Source organism: Neorhizobium galegae (assembly GCF_021391675.1).
GTDB classification, from domain to species: Bacteria; Pseudomonadota; Alphaproteobacteria; order Rhizobiales; family Rhizobiaceae; genus Neorhizobium; species Neorhizobium galegae_B.
The window spans coordinates 214,195-230,278 of the sequence record NZ_CP090095.1; the positions used below are offsets into that span (position 1 = coordinate 214,195).

A 16,084-nucleotide genomic window follows, 5' to 3' on the forward strand; every position below is an offset into this window, starting at 1 on the left:
AGGCAGATCACTCCGCTTTGCCATAGCCCCCGGCCGTCGGTGTCTGAACGGTCACAGCCTCGCCCGCCTCGATGATCGTCTGGGCGCAGCCGCCAAGCTCTTCGAGCGTGCCGTCGAGGCGCCGCACCGTGGTTTTGCCAAGCTCGCCGGTTTCGCCGCTGGCAAGCCCGTGCGGCCTGATCGTCCGGTGCGAGGAGAGGATGGCGCAATCCATCTTCTCGAGGAAGCGGATGGTGCGCTTCGTGCCGTTGCCGGCCGAGAACCTGCCTCCGCCGCCGGAGTTTTCGCGGATGTGGAAATCCTCGAGCAGCACCGGATAACGGGTTTCCAGGATTTCCGGATCGGTGAGGCGGGAGTTGGTCATGTGCACATGCACCGCATCCGTGCCCTCGAAACCGGTCCCGTCGTTGAACACGCCGGCCGGCGAGCCGGAGCACAGCGTCTCGTAATACTGGTAGGTCGCATTGCCGAAGGTGAGATTGTTCATCGAGCCCTGGCTTGCAGCCATGGCACCGAGCGCACCGAACAGCGCATTGGTCACATGTTGGCTGGTCTCGACATTGCCGGCAACGACTGCCGCCGGATATTGCGGCTTCAGCATCGAACCCTCAGGCACGATGATCCGGATCGGCCGCAGGCATCCCGCATTCATCGGAATGGAGCTTTCGACCATGACGCGGAAGACATAGAGCACCGCGGCCCGGGTTACCGGTTCCGGCGCGTTGAAATTGTTCTTCTTTTGCGGACTCGTTCCGGTGAAATCGACAGTCGCCTCGCGCGTGGCCTTGTCGACGGTGATTTTCACATTGATCACGCTGCCCTGGTCTGTCGGATACGAGAACTCGGAATTTCCGAGCTTCTCGATGACCCGGCGCACACTCTCTTCCGCATTGTCCTGCACATGGCCCATATAGGCCTGCACCACGTCGAGCCCGAACTGCGCGATCATCTTGCGCATCTCGTGCACGCCCTTTTCGTTGGCGGCGATCTGGGCGCGCAGGTCGGCGACGTTCTGGGCGACGTTGCGGGCAGGGTAGGGGTGGTTGGAGAGGAGATCGGTGATGCCGGCCTCGTCGAACCGGCCGCGATCGACGAGCAGCACGTTGTCGAACAGCACGCCTTCCTCGTCCACGGTGGTCGCAAGCGGCGTCATCGAACCCGGCGCGGTACCGCCGACATCGGCATGATGGCCGCGCGAGGCGACGTAGAACAGGATGTTCTGGCCCTGTGCATCAAAGACCGGCGTGACGACGGTGATGTCCGGCAGGTGCGTGCCGCCGTTATAGGGGGCGTTCAGCGCAAACACGTCGCCGGGACGGATCTTGCCCTGGTTTTGGGCGATGACGCTTTCGACCGAGCGGTCCATGGAGCCGAGATGCACCGGCATATGCGGGGCGTTCGCCACCAGCGCGCCGTCCGCATCGAAGACGGCGCAGGAGAAATCCAGCCGTTCCTTGATGTTGACCGAAGACGCGGTGTTCTGCAGCGTCACGCCCATCTGTTCGGCGATCGACATGAAGAGATTGTTGAACACTTCGAGCAGCACCGGATCGGCTTGGGTGCCGATCGGCCTGGCGCGGGAAAGTTCCGCAATGCGCTTCAGCACGACGTGGTTCAGCCGGGTAATCTCGAACGCCCAGCCGTCTTCCACGACGATCGTCTGATGCGGCTCGACGATCAGGCAGGGGCCATTTGCGCGCGAGCCCGGCTTGATATCGGCGCGGCGATAGACCGGCGCTTCCCGCCATGCGCCGCCGGAGAAGAATTTCGTTTCTTCCGCCGCGAAAGGCTTGGCGTCGTCGATCTCGGATTCCGGCTCGTCGGAATCGGCGCCGCCGCCGATCGCCTCGACTTCATAGGCCTCGAAAATGATCTCGCGGTTTTCGAAGATGAAGCCGAACTGCTTCTTGTGCGCCGTCTCGAAGGCGACGGTCATCTCTGCCGCATCGGCCAGAGTTACGGGCAGTGTCGTATCGGTGCCTTGATAGCGAAGGTGGGCGCGGTGCAGCACCTCGGTTTCGGAGGCAGTCACGCCCTGCGAGGCCATCTCCTCCAGCACGCTGGCGGTCAGGTCGTCCTGGGTGGCCCCAAGCGTCTCCAGCGCGGCCGCAAGCTCGTGCGATACCGTGCGCTGGCGGGTGGCGCGGATATCCGCCAGCCCCATGCCATAGGCGGAAAGGATGCCCGAGAACGGATGGATCATCACGGTCGAGATGCCGAGCGCGTCGGCCGTCAGGCAGGCGTGCTGGCCGCCGGCGCCGCCGAAGCAGGTCAGCACATAGTGAGTGACGTCGTAACCGCGCTGGACGCTGATCTTCTTGACCGCATTCGCCATGTTCTCGACGGCGATCGCCAGGAAGCCGTCGGCCACTTCTTCCGGCGAACGGCCGTCGCCGATCACCTTGGCCATGTCCTCGAAGGCGACCCGCACGGCATCCGCATCGAGCGGCTGGTCGCGGTTGGGGCCGAAGATCGCCGGGAAGAGTTTTGGCGAGAGCTTGCCGAGCATGACGTTTGCGTCGGTCACGGTCAGCGGCCCGCCGCGGCGATAGGCTTTGGGGCCGGGATTGGCGCCGGCGGAATCCGGGCCGACGCGAAAACGGCCATTCTCGAAATGCAGGATCGAACCGCCACCGGCGGCAACCGTGTGGATCGACATCATCGGCGCGCGCATGCGAACACCCGCCACCTCGGTTTCGAACGAACGCTCCAGTTCGCCGTCATAATGCGAAACGTCGGTCGACGTGCCGCCCATGTCGAAGCCGATCATCCGGTTGAAGCCCGCCAACCGCGAAGTCTCGACTGCTCCGACCACGCCGCCGGCCGGGCCGGACAGGATCGCATCCTTGCCCTGGAACAGCCGTGCCGCAGTCAATCCGCCCGAGGACTGCATGAACATCAGCTGCGCGCCCCGATTGTCGGCGACGTCGAGCCCGGTCCCGAGCTCGCCGGCAACCTGCTCCACGTAGCGGCGCAGGATCGGCGACAGATAGGCGTCGACCACAGTCGTGTCGCCGCGACCGACCAGCTTGATCAGCGGCGAGACCTCGTGGCTGACGGAAACCTGGGTAAAGCCGATGTCGCGTGCGATATGCGCAATCAGCTGCTCATGCGCCGGGAAGCGGTAGGCATGCATCAAGACGATCGCGACGGCGCGGAAGCCGGCGTCATGCTGCTCCTGCAACTGACCGCGGATCGTCTCTTCGTCCGGTGCCGCCTCGATCGTGCCGTCGGCGCGGACCCGCTCGTCCACCTCGACCACGTGCTTGTAGAGCAGCTCCGGCTTGATGATCTTCTTGGCAAAGATGTCGGCGCGGGCCTGATAGCCGATCGCGAGCGCATCCCGGAAGCCGCGGGTCGTCACGAGCAGCGTGCGCTCGCCCTTGCGCTCCAGCAGCGCATTGGTGGCGACCGTCGTACCCATCTTCACAGCGCCGATCGCATCGGCGGGGATGGCGGCGCCGGCGGGCACGCCGAGAAGCTCACGGATCCCTTGTACGGCGGCGTCGCGGTAGGCTTCCGGATTTTCGGACAGGACCTTATGGGCGACGAGCGATCCATCCGGCTTTCGGCCGACGATGTCGGTGAACGTGCCGCCGCGATCGATCCAGAAATCCCACTTAGCCTCGGTCATGTTTCGCCCCTCAAATAGAAATTGATGCCTAACGAAAACATTTCGTCGATAAAACGTCAATGATTAGTTGACAGGAAAATGCACATTGAAGCATCATGCTCGCTGAACGGGCAGGAAGCCGCCAAGAGCTCCACCCGGATAACCGGCAACCGAGGGGAGCCGACCATGCCGTTTTCAAGATCCTGTAACGGGAGGGCCATCCATGTCCTCCGTTGATCCCCGCCACAGCATATTCCCGGATTGGCTCCGGAAGGTGCTGGATGGACTCTATCTGTTTTCCGGTTATCTCGCCGGGCTTTTTCTGGTCGCCATTTTCCTGATCATGCTGGGGCTCTCGGCCGGGCGCCCGCTCGATATCGACGTGCCGTCCGGTGACGATTTCGCCTCCTGGTGCATGGCTGCAAGCGCCTTCCTCGGCCTCGCCCACACGTTCCGCTCCGGCGAGATGATCCGTGTCGGATTGCTGATCGAGCGTTTCAAGGGCCGTCTGCGGCAGGTCATCGAAATTGTTGCCTTGGCCACGGGCACTGCCGCCGCGGTTTATTTCGCCTGGTTCGCCTATGACATGACGAAGACCTCCTGGCAGTTCAACGACCTGTCCCAGGGCGTCATCGCAGTGCCCTTGTGGATTCCGCAGCTCGGCTTCTGCGGCGGCTTGATCATCCTCGCCATCGCCTTCGTCGACGAACTCCTCCATGTCCTGTTCGGCGGTTCGCCGCGCTATGAGAAACCGGAGCCGCAAACGGCCGAGGAAGTCATCGAGCGCGCCATGCAGAGCGGGGCGTGATCCATGAGCACGATCGAACTCGTTGAAATCGCCGGCGTCGTTCTTGTCGCCCTTCTGGCGCTGCTGGCCGGCGGTGTGTGGATCGGCATTTCGCTGCTGATCTGCGGCTTTATCGCCATGCTCTTCGTTCCAGGCATTCCGATCGGCGCCGTGCTCGCCACCAATTCCTGGAGCGGCGGCGCATCCTGGTCGCTCGCGGCCCTGCCTCTGTTCGTCTGGATGGGAGAAATCCTGTTCAGGACACGGCTTTCGGAAGAGATGTTCCGCGGTTTGGCTCCCTGGCTCGGCTGGCTGCCCGGCCGCCTGATGCATGTCAACGTGATTGGCTGCGGCCTGTTCGGCTCGATCTCGGGCTCGTCGGCCGCCACCACCGCCATGATCGCCAAGATCGCCCTGCCGGAACTCAAGAAACGCGGCTATGACGAGATGGTCAGCCTCGGTTCGCTCGCCGGCGCCGGCACGCTCGGCATCCTCATCCCGCCGTCGATCACCATGGTCGTCTATGCTGTCGCGGCAAATGTCTCGATCATCCAGATCTTCCTCGCCGGCTTCCTGCCGAGCATCATCGTCATGGTGCTCTATTCCGGCTATATCATAATCTGGTCGCTTCTGAACCCGGACAAGCAGCCGCCCGCACCGCCGAAGATGAGCTTCATGGAGAAGCTCAAGGAATCGGCCAACCTCATCCCTGTCACGCTGCTCATCGTGCTCGTCTTCGCGACCCTCATTCTGGGCTGGGCGACGGCGACGGAGTGTGCGGCCTGGGGCGTGCTCGGTTCGCTTGCCATCGCCGCCTGGTCGCGGACGCTGACGATGAAAGCCTTCTGGGACAGCGTCATGGGCGCCACGCGGCTTACCTGCATGATCATGCTGATCCTCACCGGCGCCGGCTTCATGTCGATCGCCATGGGCTATACCGGCATTCCCAACGCGCTCGCCGCCTGGGTCGACAGCTTCAACCTCAGCCCCTACGCGCTGATCGCTGTACTGACGGTCATGTATATCCTGCTCGGCGCAGCGCTCGACGGGCTGTCGATGATCGTGCTCACCACGGTCGTGGTCCTGCCGATGATCGAGCATGCCGGTTTCGATCTCGTCTGGTTCGGCATCTTCCTGGTGTTGATCGTCGAGATGGCGGAAGTCTCGCCGCCGGTCGGCTTCAACCTCTTCGTGCTGCAGACGATGAGCGGCCGCGACAGCCTGACCGTCGCCCGCGCCTCGCTGCCGTTCTTCTTCCTGCTTGTGGCGACTGTCGCCATCATCACGGTCTTCCCGGAAATCGTGATGGTTCTGCCGAAAATGGCATTCCCGGGTTAATCAGAGAAAGAAAAAGGGAACTGATATGAGGAAAATGATCTCTACTCTCGTTCGCTCGGGCCTTGCTGGCGCAGCGCTTCTGGCGGCTTCCGGCGCTGCTCTCGCCCAGACCGCCTGGGTCCTGCCGTCGGCCTATCCGCCGGCGAACTACCATGTCGAGAACCTGATGCAGTTCGCCAAGGACGTGGAAACGGCCTCGGGCGGCAAGCTGAAGATCACCGTTCATCCGAGCGCCTCGCTCTTCAAGGCTCCGGACATCAAGCGTGCCGTCCAGACCGGCCAGGCCCAGGCCGGCGAAGTGCTGATCTCGCTGCACGAGAACGAAAACCCGGTCTTCGGCATCGACGTCGTGCCGTTCCTGGCAACCAGCTTCGATGCGTCCAAGAAGCTCTACGCCGCGTCCAAGCCGGCGATCGAGAAGGCGCTCGACGCCCAGGGCCTCAAGCTCCTCTATGCGACGCCGTGGCCGCCGCAGGGCATTTTCACCAAGAAGGACGTCAACAGCACCGCCGACCTCAAGGGCCTGAAATGGCGCGCCTATAACGTCGGCACGTCGCGCATCGCCGATCTGGTCGGCGCCCAGCCGGTCACTGTCCAGGCGGCCGAACTGCCGCAGGCTCTCGCAACCGGCGTCATCGACGGCCTGATGACCTCGAGCGCCACCGGCGTCGATAGCAAGATCTGGGAATCGCTGACCCACTACTACGACACCCAGGCCTGGATCCCGAAGAACGTCATCTTCGTCAACAAGGCAGCCTTCGCTGGCCTCGATCCGGCCGTCCAGAAGGCTGTCACCGATGCCGCCGCTGCCGCAGAGACCCGGGGCTGGGCGCTCGGTGCCGAAAAGACCTCGGCCTACATGGAAACCCTCAAGAAGAACGGCATGAAGGTTCTCGAACCGAGTGCCGATCTCAAGAAGGGCCTGGCCGATGTCGGCGCCAAGCTGACCGAAGACTGGTCGAAGAAGGCTGGTGCCGACGGCGCCGCCATTCTGGACGCCTACAAGAAGATGTGATTTGAGAGGCGCCGCAGGCATCCGCCTGCGGCGCGCTCGCACTCGGAGGAGAAATCATGTCATCGGAAAAGAGTGAATTCGGCCCGATCGTATCCTCCGGGCACCTGGCGAGCGGGGCTTTGCCGGCGCTGTCGGAGATCGAGTTCGGCATGATCATGCTGAACCACGCCTTCAGCCGCTGGATGGTCAGGTGCATGTCGGCTGCCGGCGTGCTGGATCTCTCACCGATCGATATCCTCGTCCTGCACAACATCAACAGCCGCAACAAGGCAAAGACGCTTGCCGATATCGCGCTAGTCCTCAACATCGAGGACACGCATGTGGTGACCTACGCGCTGAAGAAACTCGAGCGACTGAAGCTGATCAAATCCGGCCGCCGCGGCAAGGAAAAGCTGGTCATGGTGACGGAAGCTGGCGCCGAGGCCTGCAAGCGTTATGCGGCGGTGCGCGAGGAGCTGCTGGTCAAGTCGGTGCTGGCCACCGAGGTTTCGGGAGAAACCCTGTCGGCCATGGCGGCCCGCTTGCGCGCGCTGTCCGGCCACTACGACCAGGCGGCCCGCGCCGCCGCATCGCTTTAGGAAAACAGCGCATCCATCAACGGGTGGGCGGGATCCTCCATACCGTCGAGGATGGTGAAGTGATGCCTGTCCGGCTCCTCGACGGCCTCCGTCTCGGCGCCTAGCCCCTTCCAGATGCTGGCCAGTAGCGCGTTCTGACGGATGAACTCGGCACGCTCGCCGGCCCCCACCCAGCAGGTCACCCGAGCGCCGGCAAGCGGCTCCAAAAGGGCTGGGCTTTCCCGGTAGGCTTCTTCGGCGTCGATCCGCTGCTTTTCGTTCATCTTGGTCTTCATGATCGGCCGCAGGTCATGCACGCCGGAAAGCGAGACCGTGTTGACGATGCGGCTGCGCACGGCCTCCGGAAGCGGTGACGTGGCCGAGATCATCCGCGTCACCAGATGGCCGCCCGCCGAATGGCCGATCAGCCGGATCGGTCCCGCTACGTCCTTTGCAGCAGCCTCGATCGCCTTGCCGATTTCCGCCGTGATGCCTGAAATGCGGTTTTCCGGGGCCAACGTGTACATTGGCATGGCGACGGCATATCCGCGCTCCACCGAACCCTTGGCGAACTGCGACCAGTAGCTGTTGTCGAGACCGATCCAGAAGCCGCCGTGGACGAAAACCACGAGACCGGCCGGATCGGTTTCGGGCAGGAAAAGGTCGAAGCGGTTGCGCGGCTTTTCGCCGTAGGAAAGGCCGAGCCTGGCGCGGCCGGCTGTGGCGAGCGCCTCGCGATAAAGCCGCGCCGGCTCCACCCATGCTGCCGGCCAGCGGTCGCCCTGGGGAATATTGATGCCGTTGGCATAGGCATTGTCCCAGTCGCTGATCCGATGACGCATCTTCAATTTCCTTCGATCCGCTTGATTTCGAACGTCATACTGTCACCGCATCAGCTCGCTTGGAAGCCCGTCACAGCTTCAAAAATCGTCGGAGGAAAAATTATTACAAACTTAAACTTTCTCTCTTGCAACCGAGGGAAAGCAGTGCTTTTCTGGGCGAAAGGCAAAAAGCCGCTATATAAAAAACGCTTGGGAACGAAAATATGCTGGGACCGTCAGGCCATCTGGATACGTTTGCCCGCGACAATCTTCCGCCGCCGGATCAGTGGCCGGAAATCAGGCTTGATGGCTTCGATTATCCGGAATGGATGAATGCGGGCGTCGAACTCACCGACCGCATGGTCGAGCGCGGCTTCGGCGACAACACCGCGCTCATCGGCAACGGCCGCCGCCGCACCTACAAGGAATTGTCCGACTGGACGAACCGCATCGCCCAGGCGCTGACCGAGGATTACGGCCTGAAGCCCGGCAACCGGGTGTTGATCCGTTCCGCCAACAACCCGGCCATGGTCGCCTGCTGGCTGGCCGCGACGAAGGCCGGCGCGGTGGTCGTCAATACGATGCCGATGCTGCGCTCCGGCGAGCTCGCCAAGATCATAGACAAGGCGGAAATCTCCATCGCGCTCTGCGATACGCGGCTGATGGACGAACTGGTCGCCTGCGCCAAGGAAAGCCGGTTCCTGAAACAGGTGATCGGTTTTGACGGCACCGCCAACCATGATGCCGAGCTCGATCGTGCGGCCCTCAACAAGCCGGTGCGTTTCGAAGCGGTGAAGACCGGCCGCGACGACGTCGCCCTGCTCGGCTTCACGTCGGGTTCCACCGGCGTGCCGAAGGCGACCATGCATTTCCACCGCGATATCTTGATCATCGCCGATGCCTACGCGAAGGAAGTGCTGGATGTGACGCCGGACGACGTGTTCGTCGGTTCCCCACCGCTCGCCTTCACCTTCGGCCTCGGCGGCCTTGCGGTCTTCCCTTTGCGTTTCGGCGCAGCTGCGACCCTCCTGGAACAGGCGACGCCCGCGAAGATGATCGAGATCATCGAGACCTACAAGGCGACGATCAGCTTCACCGCGCCGACCGCTTATCGCGCCATGCTCGCGGCGATGGATGCCGGTGCCGACCTGTCGTCCCTGCGCATTGCGGTTTCCGCCGGCGAGACGCTGCCAGGTCCTGTCTTCGACGAATGGGTGAAAAAAACCGGCAAGCCGATCCTCGACGGCATCGGCGCGACCGAGATGCTGCATATCTTCATCTCGAACCGTCTCGGCGATTCCAGGCCGGCCTGCACCGGCAAGCCGCTCACCGGCTACGAGGCGATCGTCGTCGACGACGACATGAACGAAGTGCCGCGCGGCACGATCGGCAAGCTGGCGGTCAAGGGGCCGATCGGCTGCCGCTACCTCGCCGACGACCGCCAGAAGGACTACGTCAAAGACGGCTGGAACCTGACCGGCGACAGTTTCGTCGAGGACGAGGACGGTTATTTCCACTTCGCAGCCCGCTCCGACGACATGATCGTTTCGGCCGGCTACAACATCGCCGGTCCCGAGGTGGAGGCAGCCCTCCTCAAGCACGAGGCAGTGCTTGAATGCGCCGTGATCGGCGTGTCGGACGAGGCGCGCGGGACGATCGTCGAGGCGCATGTGGTGCTGGTAAAGGGCGCCGAGGCTGGCGAACTGATGGTCAAGATCCTGCAGGATCACGTCAAGGCGGTGATCGCCCCCTACAAATATCCGCGTTCGATCGTGTTCGCCGACGCCCTGCCGAAGACAGAATCCGGCAAGATCCAGCGCTTCCGGCTGAAGCAGAAGCCCTCAGCTTAACCATGGTGATCAGCGGTCGAATTTCGCCTGACATGTAGAGTGGAAGTTTCCACGCAAATGTGGAAGACAAAGAAGACCCGGCGGATGTCCAAGTCCGTCGAAGGCATCGGGAACAACACAAAAACAAACGGGAGTTCGTCACATGAAGAAAATGCTTGCTGCAGCCACGCTGGCGCTGAGCATGAGCACCACCGGCATGGCTTTCGCCGAGCCGCTGAAAATCGGCATGATCACCACGCTTTCGGGCGGTGGGGCCGGCCTCGGCATCGACACGCGCGACGGCTTCATGCTGGCGATCAAGAATTCCGGCAACAAGGACGTCACCGTCGTCACCGAGGACGATGCGCAGAAGCCGGAACTGGCCGTTCAGATCGCCGACAAGATGATCCAGAGCAATCAGGTCGACATCCTGACCGGCATCGTCTGGTCGAACCTGCTGATGGCGGTTGCTCCGAGTGCGGTGGCCCAGGGCAAGTTCTACGTCTCGACCAATGCTGCGCCTGCAGCGCTTGCCGGCGCCAACTGCAACAAGCTTTATTTCAACGCCGCCTACCAGAACGACAATCTTCATGAAGCCATGGGCGAATATGCCAACAAGGGCTACAAGAAGATGTTCATCCTCGCCCCGAACTATCCGGCCGGCAAGGATTCGCTGACCGGTTTCAAGCGTTATTACAAGGGCCAGCTTGCAGCCGAAGTCTACACCCAGGTCGGCCAGACCGACTACGCTGCCGAAATCGCCCAGATGCGCGCTTCCGGCGCTGATGGCATCTTCACCTTCCTGCCCGGCGGCATGGGCATCGCCTTCATGAAGCAGTTCGCTCAGTCGGGCGTCAAAATCCCGGTCATGGGCCCGGGCTTCTCCTTCAGCCAGGACGTTCTGCCGGCCATCGGCGATGCGGCGGTCGGCGCCAAGGCGTCCGGCCAGTGGGCCCCGGACTTCGACAACGCCGCGAGCAAGAAGTTCCTGGCGGACTTCCAGAAGGAATATAACCGCCTGCCGTCCATCTATGCCGTCCAGGCCTATGACGCAGCCCAGCTCATCCTGTCGGCTGCTTCCAAGGCAAGCGTCAAGAACGCCGATGCCTTCGGCGCAGAACTTCGCAAGGCAGACATCCAGTCGCCGCGTGGAAAATTCAAGTTCAACACCAACCAGCATCCGATCCAGGACATCTACCTGACGGAAGTGGTGAAGCAGAACGGCGTCATCACCAACAAGACGGTGGAGAAGATCTTCGCCGACCACGGCGATGCCTATGCCAAAGACTGCAAGATCTAAGGCCTGACTGTGACTTTGGCACTTGCTCTCGAGCAGTTGCTCAACGGCCTGCAGCTCGGCGTCATGTTGTTTCTCATGGCTGCCGGGCTGACGCTGATCTTCGGCGTCATGGGCCTGATCAACCTCGCTCACGGCTCGCTCTACATGGTCGGCGCATTCGCCTGCGCCACCGTGGCGGCGTGGACCGGCTCGTTCTGGATCGGCCTGATCGCCAGCCTCGTCGCGGCGGCCGCCGCCGGCGCGATCGTCGAACTCGTGGTGATCCGCAGGCTCTACGACCGCGATCACCTCGACCAGGTGCTCGCCACATTTGCGCTGATCTTGATGTTTTCGGAAGGCACGCGCTGGCTGTTCGGTTCCTTCCCGCTCTATCTCGATATCCCGCCGCTTCTGCAGGGCGCCGTCGCGCTGCCGGGCGGCACGGAATATCCTGTCTATCGCCTGGCGATCATCCTTGCCGGCGCGATCGTCGCCTTCGGCCTCTATCTGCTGATCTCCCGGACCCGTCTCGGCATGCGCATCCGTGCCGGCGAAAGCGACCGCGAGATGATCGGCGCGCTCGGCGTCGATATCCGCACACTCTATACCGTCGTCTTCGCGCTCGGCGCGGCCCTGGCGGGCCTTGCCGGGGCCATGGTCGGTGCGCTGCAGTCGGTGCAGGTCGGCATGGGCGAGCCGGTGCTGATCCTCGCGTTCGTCGTCATCGTCATCGGCGGCATCGGCTCGATCAAGGGCGCACTTCTCGGTGCGCTGCTGGTCGGGGTCACCGATACGATGGGGCGTTTCTTGGCTCCGAAGATCCTGGCGCTGTTCGTCGCCCCGGCGCAGGCCGGCATGATCGGCGGCGCGGCGGCCTCGATGCTGATCTATATCGTCATGGCGGTCATTCTTGCGGTAAAGCCGCGCGGCCTCTTCCCCGCGGCCCATGCGTGAGATCATGATCGTGACCCGTGAAAACCTCATCAACCTCAGTCTGGCGGCCCTGCTGCTCGCCGTGCCCTTCGCGGCGAACGCGTTCGGTCAGCCGTTCTACGTCACGCTTGCGACCCGCATCGCCATCCTCGCGCTCGCCGCCACCGGCCTCAATCTGGCGCTCGGTCTCGGCGGTCTCGTCTCCTTCGGCCACGCGGCCTTCTTCGGCATCGGCGGGTATGTGGCCGGCATTTTGGCGGCTCACGCCTTTTCCGGCGATCCACTGCTGTTTGGCCTTTCCGGCTCGAAGCAGATGTGGGTGATCTGGATCGTCGCGGTAATCCTTTCCGGCCTCGTCGGCCTGGCGATCGGCGCGATCAGCCTGCGCACCTCGGGCGTCTACTTCATCATGATCACGCTCGCCTTTGCGCAGATGGTCTATTATTTCGCGATCTCCTGGCCCGCCTATGGCGGTGAGGACGGGTTGTCGATCCTCGTCCGCAACCAGTTTCCGGGCGTCAACACCATGCGGCCGTTGACCTTCTTCCTGATCTGCTACGTCGTCCTGCTGCTGGCGCTCGGCCTTTTTGCGCTGATCCGCGCCTCGCGTTTCGGCACGGCGCTGCAGGCGGCGCGGCAGAACGAGGTGCGTGTCGCGACCGTCGGCATTCAGCCCTACCGGATTCGGCTCACCGCCTTTGCGATCTCGGCGGCAGTCACCGGCCTCGCCGGCGCGCTGTTTGCCGATCTCAACCGCTTCGTCAGTCCGTCCATGCTGTCGTGGCATATGTCGGGCGAACTGATCGTGCTGATCATCCTCGGCGGCACCGGCCGGCTGTTCGGGCCGCTCGCAGGTGCTGCACTCTACGTGATCTTCGAATTTGCGCTCGGTGGCCTCACTGAGCGCTGGCAGTTCTTCCTAGGCCTCATCCTGCTCGCCGTCGTGCTGTTTGCGCGCGGTGGTCTTCTGGGCCTGCTTGCCGGAAAGGCCAAACATGGTTGAGCCGGTTCTCCAGATCTCCAACCTCATCAAGAATTTCGGCGCGCTCCGGGCAACCGACGGCGTGACGCTCGATCTTCGCCCTGGCGAGATCCATGCCCTGATCGGCCCGAACGGCGCCGGCAAGTCGACGCTCATCCACCAGATCTGCGGCACGCTTCGGCAGGATAGCGGCACGGTGCGTTTTGCCGGGCAGGATATCGGCTCGCTGGGGGTTGCCGACCGTGCTCGGCTTGGCCTCGGCCGCACCTTCCAGGTCTCGTCGATCGCGCCGGATTTCTCCGGCCTGCGCAATGTCATGCTGGCGGTTCAGGCGAAGCAAGGCTCGAGCTTCCGTTTCTTCAAGCCCGTCATGCGCGACAAGTCACTGATCGACACGGCGATGGCCATGCTGGAACGTGTCGGCCTGACGGCCCGCGCCCGCATTCCGGCCGCCGAGCTTTCCCATGGCGAACGCCGGCAGCTCGAAATCGCCATGGCGCTGGCGCTCGGTTCGAAAGCCTTCCTGCTGGATGAACCGATGGCCGGCATGGGGCCGGAAGGTTCGAAATCGCTGACCCGTTTCCTCGATACGCTGCGGCATGAAGCGCCGATCCTGCTGGTCGAGCACGATATGGACGCCGTCTTCGCGCTCGCCGACCGGATTTCGGTGCTCGTCTACGGCCGCATCATCGCGACGGGGACTGTCGAGGAAATTCGCCGCGACCCGACCGTGCGCACCGCCTATCTCGGAGATCACGCCTGATGCTGCTCGATGTCACCAAGATCGAAGCATTCTACGGCGCCAGCCAGGCCCTCTTCGGCGTCGACCTGTCGGTCGCGGAAGGCGAGGCCGTCGCCCTGATGGGCCGCAACGGCATGGGCAAGACGACCACCATCCGCGCCATCTGCAATCTCAACCCGCCCCGCGCCGGTGGCGTGAAGATCGGCGGCACGGATACGAAGGGCAAGCGGCCGCATCATGTCGCCAAGCTCGGCATCGGCCTGGTGCCGGAAGGCCGCCGTTGCTTCCCGAACCTCACCGTCCATGAAAATCTGGTCGCTGCCGCACGGCCCGGTCAATGGACGCTGGAGCGCGTCAACGAGCTCTTCCCCCGGCTTGAGGAGCGTCATGCGCAAATGGCAAGATCGCTGTCCGGCGGCGAGCAGCAGATGCTGGCGATCGGCCGCGCCCTGATGACCAATCCACGCCTTCTCATTCTCGACGAGGCGACCGAAGGCCTTGCCCCGGTCATCCGCCAGGACATCTGGAAGGCGATCCGGCGGCTGAAAGCCGAGGGTTTGTCGATCCTCGTGGTGGATAAGACGCTTTCGGAGCTTTTGCCGGTTGCGGACCGCTGTGTCATCCTGGAAAACGGAAGAAGCGCCTGGAGCGGCAGGCCCGCGGACCTGACGACGGAATTGCAGGATCGATATCTCGGGGTATAGGCATGGAAGCAGAAGCGGCAAGCGCCGACCTGGAACTGATCGCCCATGGCCCGCATGGGAAGAACAAGCCTGAGACGCGGCTCTGGCTGCGCATGCTTTCCACCACCAAGCTGATCACCACCGAAATCCGCCGCCGGCTCCGCACCGAGTTCGGCGCGACGCTTCCCCAGTTCGATCTGATGGCGCAGCTCTATCGCGAGGCGGACGGCTTGAGGCTCGGCGAGCTTTCCAAGCGCACCATGGTGACGAACGGCAACGTGACCGGCCTGGTGGAGCGGCTGGAGACGGACGGTTTCGTGCAGCGGGTCACGCCGGACGGGGACCGCCGCGTCACCGTCGCCAAGCTGACGCCCGCCGGTACCGAGCTTTTTGTCGCCATGGCAGCCGCCCACGAAGGCTGGCTGCGCGATATCATGGCCGATGTGGACCCGGCGATGGTCGCCTCACTGTGGTCGGAGATCGGCGCGGTGAAGGCTTCCGCCAGCAACCATCTTTCCGGCAGCGCCTTCGAATAGTAAGGCTCGTCTCCGGGCGCAACAATTCGGGGTTAAGAGATGGCAGACCTGCAGGCGATCGTCGACGAGATCCACGCGAAGCTGACGCCGCGTCTGGGCGAAGGCAAGGTGGCCGACTACATCCCGCAGCTCGCCCATGTCGATCCGAAGAAGTTCGGAATGGCGATCATCGGTGTCGACGGCCAGGTCTTCAAGGCTGGCGATTGCGACGAGCCCTTCTCGATCCAGAGCGTCTCGAAGGTCTTCACGCTGACGCTGGCGCTCGGCAAGCACGGGGAGACCACCTGGAACCGCGTCGGGCGCGAACCGTCCGGCTCCGCCTTCAATTCGATCGTCCAGCTCGAGCACGAGGAAGGCAAGCCGCGTAATCCGTTCATCAATGCCGGCGCCATCGCCGTCAGCGATCTCGTGCTTGCCGGACACACGCCGCGCGAGGCGATCGGGGAGATCGTCCGTTTTGTGCGTTACCTGGCGGATGACGATTCGATCGCCATCGACCCGGAAGTGGCGAAGTCGGAACAGGCGACGGGTTTCCGCAATTTCGCGCTTGCCAATTTCATGCGCTCCTTCGGCAAGCTCGACCATCCCGTCGAACATGTCCTCGGCGTCTATTTCCACCACTGCGCGCTGGCGATGACCTGCACCCAGCTCGCCAAGTCGGCCCTTTTCCTCGCCGCATCGGGCCGCAATCCGCTGACAGGGCACACCGTGGTCTCGAAGCAGCGGGCAAGGCGCATCAATGCGCTGATGCTGACCTGCGGCCATTACGATGGATCCGGCGATTTCGCCTACCGCGTCGGCCTGCCCGGCAAGAGCGGCGTTGGTGGCGGCATCATGGCAGTCGCGCCGGGCAAGGCGTCCGTCGCCGTCTGGTCGCCGGGTCTCAACCACAACGGCAATTCGCTGCTGGGTTCGCTGGCGCTCGAAATGTTGGCTACCAGAACGGGCTGGTCGGTGTTCGGGCAATAA

General features: G+C 63.2%; 14 protein-coding genes. 12 read left to right on the top strand and 2 right to left on the bottom strand.

Features of this window, described 5'->3' with window-relative positions; genetic code table 11:
• Positions 1–7 precede the first annotated feature (7 nt).
• Positions 8–3,634, bottom strand: coding sequence for a hydantoinase B/oxoprolinase family protein (locus LZK81_RS00995; protein ID WP_233954922.1), 3,627 nt, complete (start codon positions 3,632–3,634; stop codon positions 8–10).
• A gap of 202 nt (positions 3,635–3,836) precedes the next feature.
• Between LZK81_RS00995 and LZK81_RS01000 the strand changes: the two genes are divergently transcribed.
• Genes LZK81_RS01000 through LZK81_RS01015 form a run of 4 tightly spaced genes read left to right on the top strand, consistent with a single transcriptional unit; the run spans position 3,837 to position 7,331 of the window.
• A complete protein-coding gene (locus LZK81_RS01000) occupies positions 3,837–4,421 on the top strand; it encodes a TRAP transporter small permease (protein WP_046602831.1) in 585 nt (194 codons plus the stop codon).
• Between the two features lie 3 nt (positions 4,422–4,424).
• Entirely contained in the window at positions 4,425–5,738 is a 1,314-nt protein-coding gene (locus tag LZK81_RS01005) for a TRAP transporter large permease (protein ID WP_046611508.1), read from the top strand.
• A gap of 34 nt (positions 5,739–5,772) precedes the next feature.
• Complete coding sequence (locus LZK81_RS01010; RefSeq protein ID WP_046602833.1) at positions 5,773–6,753, top strand: TRAP transporter substrate-binding protein; 981 nt, start codon at positions 5,773–5,775, stop codon at positions 6,751–6,753.
• 56 nt (positions 6,754–6,809) lie between these two features.
• Positions 6,810–7,331 (top strand): winged helix DNA-binding protein, encoded by a 522-nt coding sequence (locus tag LZK81_RS01015; RefSeq protein ID WP_046602834.1) that lies wholly within the window; start codon positions 6,810–6,812, stop codon positions 7,329–7,331.
• Here LZK81_RS01015 and LZK81_RS01020 read toward each other — a convergent pair.
• Positions 7,328–8,152: an alpha/beta hydrolase gene (locus tag LZK81_RS01020; RefSeq protein WP_046602835.1), complete on the bottom strand. Its 825-nt coding sequence runs from the start codon at positions 8,150–8,152 to the stop codon at positions 7,328–7,330. The two genes, LZK81_RS01015 and LZK81_RS01020, sit on opposite strands and share 4 nt — an antisense overlap.
• 203 nt (positions 8,153–8,355) lie before the next feature.
• Here LZK81_RS01020 and LZK81_RS01025 point away from each other — a divergent pair, with 203 nt between their 5' ends.
• From LZK81_RS01025 to LZK81_RS01060, 8 genes are all read left to right on the top strand, one after another.
• Positions 8,356–9,981, top strand: a complete 1,626-nt coding sequence (locus tag LZK81_RS01025) for an AMP-binding protein (protein WP_233954924.1) — start codon at positions 8,356–8,358, stop codon at positions 9,979–9,981.
• Positions 9,982–10,123: 142 nt separating this feature from the next.
• Positions 10,124–11,260: an ABC transporter substrate-binding protein gene (locus tag LZK81_RS01030; protein WP_233954926.1), complete on the top strand. Its 1,137-nt coding sequence runs from the start codon at positions 10,124–10,126 to the stop codon at positions 11,258–11,260.
• A gap of 9 nt (positions 11,261–11,269) precedes the next feature.
• Positions 11,270–12,193, top strand: a complete 924-nt coding sequence (locus LZK81_RS01035; RefSeq protein WP_233954927.1) for a branched-chain amino acid ABC transporter permease — start codon at positions 11,270–11,272, stop codon at positions 12,191–12,193.
• A 4-nt stretch (positions 12,194–12,197) separates the two neighbouring features.
• Positions 12,198–13,175, top strand: a complete 978-nt coding sequence (locus tag LZK81_RS01040; protein WP_233954928.1) for a branched-chain amino acid ABC transporter permease — start codon at positions 12,198–12,200, stop codon at positions 13,173–13,175.
• A complete protein-coding gene (locus tag LZK81_RS01045) occupies positions 13,168–13,917 on the top strand; it encodes an ABC transporter ATP-binding protein (RefSeq protein WP_233954929.1) in 750 nt (249 codons plus the stop codon). Before LZK81_RS01040 ends, LZK81_RS01045 begins: the two co-directional genes overlap by 8 nt.
• The gene (locus LZK81_RS01050; protein ID WP_080954406.1) at positions 13,917–14,600 is read left to right on the top strand and encodes an ABC transporter ATP-binding protein; all 684 of its coding nucleotides are present in this window, start codon (positions 13,917–13,919) and stop codon (positions 14,598–14,600) included. Before LZK81_RS01045 ends, LZK81_RS01050 begins: the two co-directional genes overlap by 1 nt.
• Before the next feature lie 2 nt (positions 14,601–14,602).
• Complete coding sequence (locus LZK81_RS01055) at positions 14,603–15,115, top strand: MarR family winged helix-turn-helix transcriptional regulator (RefSeq protein WP_046602841.1); 513 nt, start codon at positions 14,603–14,605, stop codon at positions 15,113–15,115.
• A gap of 39 nt (positions 15,116–15,154) precedes the next feature.
• The gene (locus LZK81_RS01060; protein WP_046602842.1) at positions 15,155–16,084 is read left to right on the top strand and encodes a glutaminase; all 930 of its coding nucleotides are present in this window, start codon (positions 15,155–15,157) and stop codon (positions 16,082–16,084) included.

What these genes read in the sequence shown, in the direction of transcription:
- LZK81_RS01030 (WP_233954926.1), top strand. Translation starts at nt 10,124, where the DNA reads ATGAAGAAAATGCTTGCTGCAGCCACGCTGGCGCTGAGCATGAGCACC.
- LZK81_RS01060 (WP_046602842.1), top strand. Translation starts at nt 15,155, where the DNA reads ATGGCAGACCTGCAGGCGATCGTCGACGAGATCCACGCGAAGCTGACG.
- LZK81_RS01040 (WP_233954928.1), top strand. Translation starts at nt 12,198, where the DNA reads ATGATCGTGACCCGTGAAAACCTCATCAACCTCAGTCTGGCGGCCCTG.
- LZK81_RS01020 (WP_046602835.1), bottom strand. Translation starts at nt 8,152, where the DNA reads ATGCGTCATCGGATCAGCGACTGGGACAATGCCTATGCCAACGGCATC.
- LZK81_RS01025 (WP_233954924.1), top strand. Translation starts at nt 8,356, where the DNA reads ATGCTGGGACCGTCAGGCCATCTGGATACGTTTGCCCGCGACAATCTT.
- LZK81_RS01005 (WP_046611508.1), top strand. Translation starts at nt 4,425, where the DNA reads ATGAGCACGATCGAACTCGTTGAAATCGCCGGCGTCGTTCTTGTCGCC.
- LZK81_RS01055 (WP_046602841.1), top strand. Translation starts at nt 14,603, where the DNA reads ATGGAAGCAGAAGCGGCAAGCGCCGACCTGGAACTGATCGCCCATGGC.
- LZK81_RS00995 (WP_233954922.1), bottom strand. Translation starts at nt 3,634, where the DNA reads ATGACCGAGGCTAAGTGGGATTTCTGGATCGATCGCGGCGGCACGTTC.
- LZK81_RS01010 (WP_046602833.1), top strand. Translation starts at nt 5,773, where the DNA reads ATGATCTCTACTCTCGTTCGCTCGGGCCTTGCTGGCGCAGCGCTTCTG.
- LZK81_RS01000 (WP_046602831.1), top strand. Translation starts at nt 3,837, where the DNA reads ATGTCCTCCGTTGATCCCCGCCACAGCATATTCCCGGATTGGCTCCGG.
- LZK81_RS01015 (WP_046602834.1), top strand. Translation starts at nt 6,810, where the DNA reads ATGTCATCGGAAAAGAGTGAATTCGGCCCGATCGTATCCTCCGGGCAC.
- LZK81_RS01045 (WP_233954929.1), top strand. Translation starts at nt 13,168, where the DNA reads ATGGTTGAGCCGGTTCTCCAGATCTCCAACCTCATCAAGAATTTCGGC.
- LZK81_RS01050 (WP_080954406.1), top strand. Translation starts at nt 13,917, where the DNA reads ATGCTGCTCGATGTCACCAAGATCGAAGCATTCTACGGCGCCAGCCAG.